This window comes from Amycolatopsis sp. NPDC104819 (genome assembly GCF_055583145.1).
The window spans coordinates 188,467-201,283 of record NZ_JBVJON010000001.1 but is presented as its reverse complement, the minus strand read 5'-3'; the positions used below and the strand labels follow the sequence as shown (position 1 = coordinate 201,283).

The window sequence follows — 12,817 nt, the reverse complement described above, 5'->3', positions numbered from 1 at the left end:
CATTGGCATTAGGGTGACGGCAAGTCATTAGTAGGTTCGAGGGACACCGGGGGCACCTGTGACCACCGCGGGCGACGACCGTGCACGGCTCGAAGCACGCAATGCCGCGATGAAGGACCAGATGGACACCCTGCTGGAGAACTTCGAGCGGCAGACCGCCCAGCTGCGGGACGCCCAGGCCGCGGCCGCCGAGACCAGCGCCCACGTGACGTCCCCCGACGGCCTGGTCCGCGCCACCATCGACGCCGGCGCCAACCTCACGAAGCTCGAGTTCTCGCCGAACGCGTTCGAACGCACGACCCCCTCCCAGCTCGCGACCACCGTCCAGACCGTGGTGCGGCAGGGAACCCTGCAGGTCAAGCAGAAGATCGCGGACCTGATGGCGCCGATCACCGAAGGCCTGCCCGACCTCGCCGACCTCGTCGAGGGCGCGCCGTCGCTGGCCGGGCTGGTGCCACCGATCCCGGAGTTCGTCGAGGAGCCGGTCGAGGCGCCGCGGCCGGAGTCGTTCGAGGACGGCGGGTCGATCATGCGCAACGAGCAGGCGCCGCCGCCGATGCCCGCCCCGAAGCCCGCGCCCAAGCGCGTCCGCCCGCCGCGTGACGAGGACGAGGAGCCGCCGGCGTCGTGGATGACGAGGGGCGACTGATGCCGGACGGGGGTTCCGGCTTCACCGCGGAACCGGACGCGGTGCTGCGCGCCTCGAACGGCCTGGTCACCGCCGCGGACGGCCTCGACAACGCGCTCAAGACGTTGCAGGGCGCCCTCGCCGCCCAGGGCGAGTGCTGGGGCGCCGACGACTCCGGCAAGGAGTTCGCGAAGGACTACGTGCCCGGCTCGCAGGGCGCCGTCGAAGGGTTCACCAACCTCGTGCAGGGGTTGCGGGGGATGCAGCAGAACGTCGCGCAGTCGATGAAGGCGCTGTCGGGCGCCGACGAGGACGTGACGTCCCAGTTGAGCAAGGGGCAATGACGCGTGGGTATGGAGATGCCCGACGCGGTCAAGTGGCTGCTGCCGATCGTCGTAGGGGAAAGCTGGCCCGAGGGCGACGAAACCAAGCTGCGTTTGTTGAGGGACGCCTGGCACACGGCGTCGTCGGCGATCGCCCCGGCGTCGGAAACGGGCAACCAGGCGGCCGGCGGCATCCGCGACAACTGGACCGGTGACGGCGCCGACGCGTTCGTCGAGCAGTGGAAGAAGTTCGTCGAGGGCGACGAGGCGTACTTCAAGCAGCTCGCCGACGCGACGAAGGCCCTCGGGGACTCGTGCGACCAGACGGCACTGGACGTCGAGTACACGAAGTACATGATCATCATCTCGCTGATCGTGCTGGCCGCCCAGATCGCGGCGATGATCGCGGCGGCGGCGGTGACGTTCGGCGGCTCGACGGCCGGCATCGCGCCCGCCCAGATCGCGACGCGGATGACCGTGCAGATGCTGTTCCGGCAGCTGCTCGAGAAGCTGGCGCAGCAGGGGTTCAAGCAGGTCGCGAAGGAGCTGCTGGAGAAGCTGCTCAAGCAGGGCCTGAAGAAGATCGGCATGGAGGTCCTCAAGAACGAGGCCATCAACCTGGGGATGGACGCGGGGATCCAGGGCCTGCAGATGGCGAAGGGGGATCGTCAGAGCTGGGACTGGTCGAAGACGTCGGACTCGGCGATCTCGGGCGCGGTCGGCGGGGTGGTCGGCGCGGGCAGCGGAGCGATCGGGCGCGGGGCGACCGAGGGGCTTTCGCACAGCGCCGGCGGTCAGATCGCGGACGCCGCCATGCGGGCTGGAGCTCGGGGGGCGGTCGAGGGGGTTGCGCAGACTGTCGGGCAGGCGGCGGTTACCGGGGATTTAGGGTCGCTGACTGCGGAGCAGTTGTTGACCGGGGCTTCGAGTGGGGCGGTCGGTGGGGCCGTTGATGGCGCCAAGGCGCAGATGCATTCGGTCCATGAGGCGAACATTCCGCGGGCGGGGTCGGATGGGGGCGGTGGTTCGGACTCGGGTTCTGGTTCGGACTCTGGTTCGGGGGATTCCGGCGACTCGAGTTCTCGCTCTGGCTCGGCGGACTCCGGCGACTCGGGCTCTCGCTCTGGTTCGGCGGACTCCGGGGAGGCCGGGCGGGGTTCGGACTCCGGCTCGGGGGACTCGCGGGACTCTGGGGAGTCGCGGCGGGGTTCGGGCGAGGAGTCGGGGGCGTCGTCGGAGCCCGAGTCGCGGCGGGAGCCGTCGTCGGAACCGGAGTCGCGGCAGTCTTCGGAGCCGGAGTCGCGGACTGCGTCGGAACCCGAGTCACGCGGTGAAGAGCCGCGTCATTCTTCGGCGGACTCCGAGCCGGAGGTCCGGCGGGAACCCGAGCGCGCGGAGCAGCAGTCCGCCGAGTCACGGGCGACGGACCAGCCGACCCCGGAATCGTCCAGGGCGGACCAGGCTCCGGAACGCGAATCCGTCGAGGCGCGGCACGCGGCGGACCAGCCGCCGGCTCCGGAACCGCCTAGCCCTCAGCACACGACTGAGCCGCAGGGTCCGGAACGCCAATCCGTCGACGCTCGGCCCGCGGCAGACCAGCCGCCTGCGCCACGGCCGAGCTCTGAGCAGCAAGCTGTCGCACAAGCGCCCCGCGTCGAGCCGAGCGAGCCGACGGGCGGCGGAATGCCGAGCAGCGGGGGGCACAGCTCCTCGCCGAGCGGCGGCTACGGCATGGCTCCGCCGTCGTTCGGCCCGGAGCAGGGGCGGCAGAGTGGTGGCCGTCCGCAGGACACGGTCGGCGCGGCGGGATTCACCGGCGGAACCCAGCCCTTCGCGGCGGAGGCGGGCCAGTTCCAGAACGGTCCGTCGACACCGCAGACCCCACCGCCGGCCGGATTCACACCACCGCCGCCTCCTTCTGCCGGAATGCCGAGCACGGGCGGCGGCGCGGGTCCGCGCTCACCCCAGCAGCCCATGCCCCCACGCAGCGGCCAGCCCCCGCACGACCCGCGCCGCATGCCCCCAGCAAGCGGCGGCGCGCAGCCGCAGGCCGGACGGCCGCCGTTCGCGCGGCCGGGCGAGCATCGGCCCGCCGCGAATGGTGGGCAAACTCCGGTGCATCCGAACGGTCAGCCCCCGTCACCGCAGAACGGCCAGCCGCCCCGACGCCCAGGCGGCCAGCCACCGGCACCCCAGGGCGGACAGTTCCCCCCGCGACCGGGCGGCCAGCCAATGGCGGGCGGCGGTCCCGTGCACCCCGGCGGCCAGCCTGCGACGGCACTTGGCGGACCGCCGTCGCGGCCCGCTGGGCAACCGCCGGCGCCGCAAGGTGGGCAACCACCGGCCCGACCAGGCGAGCACCGACCCGGAGCGCAACCACCGCAGGCCGGACAACCGCCGACTCGGCCCGGCGAACAGCGGCCGGGTGGGCAACCGCCGGGCGGACAGGGGCACGGAGGGCAACAGTCAGCACCGCAGGCCGGGCAACCGCCTACCCGACCAGGCGAACAACGACCCGGCGGACAACCCCCGGCACCGCAAGCTGGGCACCCGCCGACTCGGCCGGGTGAGCAACGGCCCGGCGGACAGCCGCCGGCGCCGCAAGGTGGGCCACCGCCGATGGGGCATCGGGGACCGCCGCCGCAGGGTGGGATGGCTCCGCATGATCCGCGGCGGATGCCGTCGGGGCCGCCGCAAGGTGGGCCTCGGCCTCCGATGCCTGGTGGGCAGCGGCCGGCTGGGTATCCGAGTCAGCCGCGTGGACCCCAGGGTCCCGGTGGGCGGCCGCCGATGCCGCCTCCGCCCGGGGGACGGCCGGCGCATGATCCGCGGGTGGGGCCGTCTTGGCCGGGTGGGCCGCCGCAGGTGCCGCCGCCGCGGTTCGGGCCGCCGCAGGAGAACCTGCCGGGCCGGCCCTTCGACCAGCCGCGGCCGGTGGAGCGTGCGCCGGAACAGCCGGCGGTGCAGCGACCGTTCGAGCAGCCGCCTGTGGAACGGCCGGTCGCCGAGCAGCGGCCCGCGGCCGAGCTTGCCCCGCCGCAAGACCGGCCGACGACGGAGCAACGCCCGGCTGCCGAGCGCCCAGTGCAGGAGCCTGCGGGCGAGCACGCGCAACCGCCAGCCGCCGAGCGGTCGGCACCGGAACGTCCGGCGGCACAGGGCGCGGCCGGGCATGCCCCGATGCAGGAAGGGCCAGTCGAGCACGGGCCCGTCGGCGAGCACCCAGTGGAACAGGCCGCGGCCGGGCATGCCCCGATGCAGGAAGGGCCAGTCGAGCACGGGCCCGTCGGCGAGCACCCGGCGGAGCCGGGCTCGCCTTCGGTCGAGCGCGCGTCGGGGCAGGAGCCGTCCGTGGTGGGGCGGACGGGCGAGCAAGCGGTGCCGCGCGAACACCCTGCTGGTTCGCAGCCCGCGGCCGAACCGGGCTCGCTCGGAGACGGACAGCCGGCGCCGGTGCGCGGGGACGGCTCGGTGCGAGGCGAGTCAGTGCCCGCGGCCGAGCACCAGCGGCCTGACGAACCAGCGCCCGCGAACGGGCAACAGCCGACGCATGAGCAGCCCGCCGGGCCGACGCCTGCAGACGAAAAGCCGCGCGAACAGGCGCCAGGCGATGAGCAGCCCGCCGAGCAAACGCCTGCGGCCGAGCAGGCTGCCGAGCCGACGTCCGGGGACCAGGGATCCGACGAGCCGCTCAGCTCCGACCACCCCGATGCCCAGGCACCCGAACACCCGGCCGACTACGGGCAGTCCGAGCACGACGCGCCTCACGAGCCCTACCTCACCGACGAGCACTTCCGCACCGACGATCCCGCCGGGGCTCGGCGGATCGAGGACACCTTCATGGACTCCGGGCGCCAGAGCCGGGAGACCGGCGAATGGCGCCACGAGCAGGTCCGGCGTGAGGCGCTCGCCAAGCGCGACGACTTCCATCCCGGCATGTCCGACGACGGCGCCTTCGCCGTCCACGCCTACACGCGCCAGGAGATGGTCGGGCCGCTCAACCACGCTCTGCGGTTCGGGGGGCCTGAGCTCCGTGAGCTCGCTCCGCAGGCCGGGGCGCTTGTTTCCGGGCTCAACGAGCTGCCGCCGCATGTCGGGGTCGTCTCGCGGCGGATCGACTTCCATGGGGACCCTGCTCGGCTGCAGGCCTTCCTCGGGCGTTTCCACCAGGACGCGCACATCACCGAACCGTCGTTCCTCAGCTCGTCGAAGGTCGACGCGGAGCATCCGCGCAGCACCTTCGCCGGTGAGGTCGAGATGCGGATCCAGTCCAAGACCGGCCGGGACGTCGAGTCCATGGCCAGCATCGGGCATGAGCGCGAAGTCCTCTTCAAGGCCGGGTCGCAGTTCGAGATCACCGGTGTCGAGAAGGGGCCGGGGCATCCCGACAACCCGAACCGCAAGCCCGGCGAGCCGAAGTGGATCGTGCATGCCGAGGAGATCGCTCCCGGGGATCCGCGGCACCTCGGTGAGGCCGATGCGCGCCAGGCCATCGAGGATCGGCGGGCTCAGGAGCGGGCCGACGAGGAACGCTTCCAGCGTGAGGCCGACGCCGAGCTCGATCAGTTCTACGCCGAGCATCCCCACCTCAAGCCGACCGGGGACATGGCGAAACTCCTCGGCGCCGACCCCGATTCCCTGCCTCCCGAGCGGCCCGCGCCGGCCACCGGGGAGCCCGCGGGGGGCTGGTCCCAGCTCGCCGAGCCGCTCGCGCCCGGCGGGACGCCGGTGCTGCACGCCGGGTCCGTCGAGACGTCGCAGCAGCACGCTCGCCTCGTCCGGGACGCCGTTCCCGAACTGGGCGCCGTCAACACCCGCAACCACTACGGCCCCGGCGCTCTCGAGAACGGCTTCCGCACCAGCGCCGCCGAGTCGATGGTCGCCTTCGAGCGGCGGATGAACGGGGAGGACGTCAGCGCCGCTCCCTCGACCGGGCGGAGCGTCAGCGAGCAGCTCGGTGGGCGGTGGCACAGCCGGGACAGCCTCGCCGACGTCGCTCACGACCTGGGTGAACGTCCGATCGGTGCGCGCTCGGCCGTCGCCTTCGAGCACGGGAACGGCGAGACGCAGCTGGTCGCCGGCGTCCACACCGAGCACGGGGTCGTTTTTGCCGATCCCGTCACCGGGCGGCTCGCCGAGCTGCCGCCCGACGCCACCCACATCCACGAGCTGCCCCTCGGCGGGGACACCACGCCGGCCATCACCGACCGGCTCAACCCGGCGCCCGAGCACGTCCGGCACGACGAGGGTTACCTCTTCGACGACGCGCACCGCGCCACCCCGGCCGAGCACGAGAGCATCCGCCGGGCGGTCGGTGACGGTGACATCTACCAGCAGATCCACGACCGCGCGCTCGCCCGCCGCGACGCCGCGGGCCTGCACCTGACCGACGAAGGCGCCGTCGCGATCCACGGTTACACCCGCGGCGAGTACGCCTACGACGTCAACGAGGCCCTGCGCCGCGGCCCGGGCCACCCCGGCTTCGACCTCGCGCAGGAGAACACCCGCGCCATCACCGACGGCCTCAACCAGGTTCCGCGGACGTCCGGGAAGACCGTCCGCGGGTACGACGTCGGCGGGGATCCGCGGCTGGCCGAGCTCGTCGCCGGGCCCTACCGCCAGGGCGAGGTCGTCGTCGAGCCCGCGTTCTCCAGCGCCTCGATCAAGACCGGCGAGCTCTCGACGACGAAGTTCGGCGACGACGTCGAGCTGCACGTCCGCTCGGACAACCTCCGCGACATCTCGAAGCTCGCCGAGAACCCCGGCGAGCGCGAGTCGCTGTCGCCGCCCGGAACCCAGCTGCTGGTGCACGACAAGCGGCTGGTGATCACCCCCGAGGGCCGCCGCAAGTGGATCATCGAGGCCGAGGAGATCGGCCCCGGCCACCCGCGGTACCTCGACCCCGAGGCCGCGCAGCGCAAGATGGCCGAGCGGCGCGCCGAGAACGACCACAACGCGGCGGAGTTCGAGCGCCGCAAGCAGGAGTCGATCGCCGAGCGCCTCGGCGGGCTCGGCGAGCACCCGCAGCCGGAGCCGAAGTCCGTCAGCGACGTCCTCGACGGCCCGGCCGAGCCGCCGCCCGTGCCGGAGCCGGCGCCGGACTACTCGGGCCTGGCCCGCGCGACGAACCCGCCCGCCGAACCGGCCATCCACGCCGGCGCGGCGACGCCGGAGGAGCGCGCGGCCTACGTTCAGGACCGCCACCCGCACCTGCGCGACGTCAACCCGGGCTTCCGTGAGCCGGGTGCGCTCGAGAACGGCTTCGTCTCGAACTGCACCCGCGCCCCCGAGGCGTACTGGGACCGGCTGCACGGCGGGGACATGACGGCCGAGCCCGTCCTGCTCCACGAGATGGGCAGCCGCGGCACGCTCGAGCACATCGAGAGCCGGTTCGGTGAGACGTTCTCCGGCCGCGCGAGCTACGACGACGTCATCCGCGAGATGCGCGAGCGGCCGGTCGACCACCACGCCGCCGTCGCGGTGAAGTACGACGGCCCGGACGGTGTCGAGCACGGGCACGTCGCGATGGTCGTGCACACCCGGGACGGCGTCGCGTTCATCGACCCGCAGTCCGGTGACCTCATGCGCCTGCCGCACCCGCCGAAGGACATCCGGCTGCTGCACGTCGGGACGCCGGACACCGAGCACGTCCGGACCGAGCACGCGGAGACCGGCGGGACGCACGGCGGTTACGGCATGACCGAACCGGACGCGGGCTTCCTCGGCCGTGAAGACCTGCAGGCCGCGCTGGCCCACCCGGATCTGGCGGACGCGCGTGTCGAGGCGAAGGACGCGCTCGGCCACGCCCACAACCTCGGCCCGCTGCGGGACTACCTCGAGGCCCAGCTGCCGCGGCATCCCGAACTGGTCCGGCTGCTCGGCGACGAGGCCAACGCCTACATCGCGGACTCGCTGGCGAAGCGGCCGCTCGCGCTGGGCAACCTGCTCGCGCACGACGAGGCCGTGCGGATCTTCCAGGACTCCCTGCACGACGTCGAGGCGCAGCGGGAGCACGGCACCATGCCGGAGGCGATCCCGGACGAGCCCCAGCGCCTGGACCTGGGTGAAACCGAGCTGCGGCTCTCCGCGGAGGCGACCGCGGACAACGACCGGTACGAGGACGCCGACCGCCGTCAGCCGCACTACCCGGCGGAGCACCTGGGCAACCGGGCGGAGTTCGAGCGGTACCTCGACCACGTCTACACGCGTGCCGAGGTCGCGATGCAGAAGCTGCGCGAGGTCGTGCCGGACATCGCCGCCGAGACCGAAGGTGAGCCGGACCTGCGCAAGACGCTCAAGGGCCGCGGCCGGGCCGAGGACAAGATCGAGTCGAACTACGGCGGTGACCCGTCCCGGCTGACCGACATCGCCGGCGGCATCGTCCGGTTCGAGAAGATCGAGATGCTCTACGCCGCGCTGGAGAAGATCCGGGCGCGCGACGACATCGAGATCGTCGAGTTCGAGGACCGGTTCGTGAAACCCCAGCCCGCCGGGTACAGCGACCTGCAGATGAAGGTCCGGATCGACGGGCACGTCGCCGAGTTCCGGCTGCATCTCAAGGCCGTCGACGCGGTGTCGGCCTACGACCACTCGCTCTACGAGGTGCGCCGGGACATCAAGGCACGCGCCGTCGACGAGGGTCCCGGCCCGGACCCGGTGACGCACAAGAAGCGGGCCAGGCCGTACACCCCCGAGGAGCAAGCCCTGATCAACGCCCTGCTGAAGCGGGAGCGGGAGAAGTTCTGGGAAGCGCTGAACAAGAGGCCGGAGTCATGACGATCGAGACGCCGGCGTACTTCCGGCACCACGACAGCCCGTACCGGCTGGACACCACGGCGGACGGCGAGCTGACCGGGCACATCCTGGACTGGCGGACCGGGCGGTTCGTCGAGGACAACCTCAAGATCGACGACGTCCTGTTCGCGCGCGAGGGCGACATCGGCCCGCTGACCGAGCAGCAGTTCGTCGTCCGGACCGAGGACCTGCGCCGCGAATACCTGCGCGGCGGCGGAGCGCTCTTCGCGCTCTACGACACGATCTCCGCGCTGCACTCGGTGGCCCGGGAAGAGGGCCGGCCGCTGAGCCGCGAGGAGGCCGCGCTCAAGGTTTCGCTGTACCGGCGGACCTTCAAGATGTGGGAGGACGAGTTCGCCCGCCGCGACGCCGGCGAAGCCCCGACCTTCAGCTACACCTCGACGTGGGCGCGATGATTCACGTGGAACAACGACTTTCGCCCGAAGAGCAGCGCACCCTCCTGGTGCAGCTGGGAAAGCTCGTCCGCGAGCACCGGGCCGACCCGACCGGGCCCGCCGCCGTCGACTTCCGGCAGGTCGGCGGGCACAGCGAGCTCGACGGCCACAACGCGACGACGTCCGCCGCGATCGCCGAGCTGTTCACCGAGCTGCGCAAGGGGATGTACGCCGAGGGCCGCGGCACCTGGCTGCAGGCGCGGTTCACGCTCACCCCGGACGGCACCTTCGACTTCGACTTCGCGCTCGACGACGATCCGGTGTGGACGGACTCGCCGCCGTCGGCCGCCTACCCGGCGGAGCTCGCCGAGTTCCCGCGCGCCGAGGAGCACGTCCCGGACTGGTGGCGGCTGCGCGCGCAGCTGCCGCTCGGGGTGGTGTTCCGGCACGCCGAGCCCGGCGGCCCGGACGTCGAGCGGCCGCCGCTGACCGACACCGAGGCGCCGCTGGTGCTGCAGTACCTCGAGCGCGAGGCCGTCGTGCACGAAGACGGCGACGAGCGCTTCCACACCGACGGCGCCTGGATCTGGCCGTCGACAGTGGCCGACCAGCTGGCCGAGCAGGGCATCCCGCCCGACCCGGACCTCGTCGCGCACATCCGCCGGCACCACTTCCAGCCGCCGTACGTCGAGCCGCTGGTCCGGCGGACCGCCGAGGCCGACCTGCTGGGTCAGCCGCGGCCGAAGCCGAGCCGCGCCGACGTCAAGAAGACGAGCGGTGACGTCGTCGCGGAGCTGGAGACCACCCCGGACCCGCGGCTCGGCGACGAGGAGCTGCTGATCGTCCTGGTCCAGCGGCTCGGTGAGCACGGCGTCTGGCCGGAGGCCTACCGCGTCGGCGACCGCGCGGACGGCACCTGGTGCCTCAACTTCACACCCGACGGCTGGGAGGTCGCCGCCCACATCGGCGGGAAGCCTCGCGAGCCGAAGTACTTCGAGCGCCTCGAAGACGCCGCCCAGCAGCTGCTCGGCGCGTTGCTGCTGCACCCCGCCCGGATGACCGCCGGCCACGAAACACCCTTGGAAACCGCCAAGGAGCTCGACGACTGGCCGGTCCACCCGGCGCCGGGTGAGCCTCCCCTCACCCTGCTCCGCAACAAGCGCATCACCCGGCTGGTGGCGGGTACGGTCGTCCTGCGCTTCGGCGAGGAACCCGGCAACCTCGTCCACCACGGGGAGGTACGGTTCGCCACGACGTCGCTGCCGCTGGAACGCGAGCGGGAGCGGCGGAGCTACCGGCTGAGACGCCCGCTGCACGTGATCACCGGCATCACGGTCCCGTGGGCGAACCTGCCCGGTGGTGCGGTGGCCTTCGTGCTGCCGAAGACGATCGCCGAGCACGAGTCCGACGGAAGCCTGGAGAGGATCGAGTAGGTGGAAGCGGCGGAAGCGATTGCCAAGGTCGGCCAGTGGCTGCGCGCGGTGCACGGTCCGGACGTCTCCGGTCCCGCCGGGCTCCGGGTGGACACCGAGAAGGTGCTGCGCATTCCCGAGGGCTGGTCGGTGCCCTACAACACCATCGCGTTCCTCGACGAGGGACGGCCGGAGAAGGAGATCTTCCCGCCGCCGTCGGTCGTCGTCCGCGAGCCGGACGGTGAGCTGCGGCAGGCGCACCCGCACCCCGGCGGCCTGTCGGTGCCGGTGGCGTTCCCCGGCCAGGAGAACTGGCGCGAGGTCGTCGACCCCGAGTACGTGAAGGCCGGGCTCGGTGAGCTGGGCGTGCCGCTGCAGGCCGTCGCGGGCTGGGTGAAGGTCGACGCCGAGGGCAACCAGACCGGCGAAGAACGCGAGAACCCCGAGTACAAGGCCGGGCCGATCCGCCGCGGTTACCCGAAGCCCGAGAACACGCTCGAGACGCTGCTGTCGTTCGCCAGCGTCGGCTGGCTGACGCGGGAGCTGCTGCTCATCGGGCTGATCCGGTGCGAGGTGTTCATCCCGCTCGACCTGGAGACCGGCAAGACCGACCGGTTCTACTTCGCCGAGGAGCGCAACGAGCTCAAGGTGTTCAGCTCGACCCGGCACCTGCCCTCACGCGAGCACGGCTGGTGGAAGGTCGACGTCGCGACGCTGGCCGAGTTCGAGCACCCGCCGAACCTGGTGATCAACGGCGGCCCGACGACCATCGAGGACGTCTCCAGCGGTGAGCTCGCCGAGATCGTCAAGCGGTTCCCGCGGCACGAGCCGCGCATCGACGTGCACGGCCGCTGCCCGGAGGCCGAGGAGGACCTGATCCGCGTCGCCGCCGACACCGCGTCGCGGATGGGGCTGCCGGACCCGGTGAGGCCACCGCTGCTGGCGGCCGAGAAGGCCCGGCGGCGCGGCTACGAGCTGACCGCCGAGGAGTGCGCGAAGACCGTGCTCGGCGAGTCCTGGCTCAAGCGGATGGACATGCCGGAGCCGCCGCGCAGCAAGCCCAACGACCTGCGCGCGAACGGCCTCGCGCCGACGTACGACAACGCCGGGCGCGCGGTGCCGCGCCTCGACACGTTCGGCAAGTACTTCGAGCGGGACCTCGACGGGTTCCGCTACGGCTGGCAGCGCGTCACGGGCGCGTACGTCGGCTTCGCCCTCGGCGAAGCGCTCGGCGCCGCGGTCGACCGGATGCCGCTCCACGACATCCACGCGAAGTGGGGCATCGAGGGTGTCACCGACCTGATCCCGGCGTTCGACCAGCCGGGCCGGATCGGCTCGCTGACGCAGCGGCTGCTGTTCTACACCGAGGCCGTCATCCGCAGCCCGCACCGCGAACAGCCGGAGTCGCGCGAAGCCGAGCAGCTCTTCCCCGACGTCGTCCGCGGGTCGCTGCAGCGCTGGCTGCGCACCCAGGGCGCACCGCTGGACGACCCGGACGGCTGGTTGGTGCAGGTCACCGACCTGCACGCCCGGCGGGACGCCGACGATGCCGAGCTGAACGCCTACCACCAGCTCGCGACCGGCGCCGCGGGCGCGGTGACGATGGCCGGCCCGGCCGCGCTGATCCCGGCGCTGCCCGCCGCGCTGACCATGGCCGGTCCCGGCAGCGGCTTCAGCGGCGGCGCGCGCCAGGCCGCGCGCGACCTCGCCGGCGTCACCCACCCCGGCGAGGCGGACCTGGCCGCCACGACCTACCTGACCTGGCTGTTCGAGCACGCGCTGACCAAGGAGGCGTTCAGCTTCCCGATCTGGAACCTCAGCCGCGAGGTGCTCAACCCGGACAACCAGTACCAGCAGGGCCCGGAGTGGACGGCGATCAAGGACATGGTCGCCGAGTCCGTGCCGTTCTTCGGCGAGCACGGGCTGCCCGACCTGCGGATGCCCGAGCTGATCGGCGACGGCAAGACGACGCTCTCGGTCCTCGGACGCGCTTTCGCCGCGCTGTCCGGCTTCGAGAACTACCCGGAGCAGGCGCTGCTTCGCGCCGTCAACCACTCCGGCCGCAGCGCGCTCACCGGCGCGCTGGCCGGGGCCCTGCTCGGCGCGCGCACCGGCATCCCCGGGCTGCCGCAGAAGTGGGTCGACCAGCTGGAGCTGCGGCACTTGGTGGAGAACGTCGCTTCGGACGCCTACTGGCACTTCGACCGGCATTCGGCGTTGAGCGCGCTGGGTGACCAGTGGATCGAGCGGTACCCGCGGCATTAG

General features: G+C 72.5%; 6 protein-coding genes and 1 pseudogene. All 7 read left to right on the top strand.

From position 1 onward, the window contains the following. The first annotated feature begins 109 nt into the window (after positions 1-109). The 7 genes and pseudogenes from ACZ63E_RS00970 (at position 110) to ACZ63E_RS00940 (ending at position 12,817) form a co-directional block, all read left to right on the top strand. Positions 110-649, top strand: a complete 540-nt coding sequence (locus ACZ63E_RS00970) for a YbaB/EbfC family nucleoid-associated protein (RefSeq protein ID WP_465333312.1) — start codon at positions 110-112, stop codon at positions 647-649. Then, positions 649-972 (top strand): WXG100 family type VII secretion target, encoded by a 324-nt coding sequence (locus tag ACZ63E_RS00965; protein WP_465333311.1) that lies wholly within the window; start codon positions 649-651, stop codon positions 970-972. Before ACZ63E_RS00970 ends, ACZ63E_RS00965 begins: the two co-directional genes overlap by 1 nt. A 9-nt stretch (positions 973-981) precedes the next feature. Next, positions 982-1,413 (top strand): annotated as a pseudogene (locus tag ACZ63E_RS00960) (WXG100 family type VII secretion target); the annotation flags it as partial. A 2,793-nt stretch (positions 1,414-4,206) separates the two neighbouring features. Continuing rightward, positions 4,207-8,727, top strand: a complete 4,521-nt coding sequence (locus tag ACZ63E_RS00955) for a toxin glutamine deamidase domain-containing protein (protein ID WP_465334329.1) — start codon at positions 4,207-4,209, stop codon at positions 8,725-8,727. Further along, positions 8,724-9,161 carry a hypothetical protein gene (locus ACZ63E_RS00950; protein WP_465333309.1) on the top strand — a complete coding sequence of 146 codons (438 nt, stop codon included), beginning with the start codon at positions 8,724-8,726 and terminating at the stop codon, positions 9,159-9,161. The genes ACZ63E_RS00955 and ACZ63E_RS00950 overlap by 4 nt, the downstream gene beginning before the upstream one ends. Further along, positions 9,158-10,573, top strand: coding sequence for a glycohydrolase toxin TNT-related protein (locus tag ACZ63E_RS00945; protein ID WP_465333307.1), 1,416 nt, complete (start codon positions 9,158-9,160; stop codon positions 10,571-10,573). The genes ACZ63E_RS00950 and ACZ63E_RS00945 overlap by 4 nt, the downstream gene beginning before the upstream one ends. Next, positions 10,574-12,817 (top strand): ADP-ribosylglycohydrolase family protein, encoded by a 2,244-nt coding sequence (locus tag ACZ63E_RS00940; RefSeq protein ID WP_465333306.1) that lies wholly within the window; start codon positions 10,574-10,576, stop codon positions 12,815-12,817.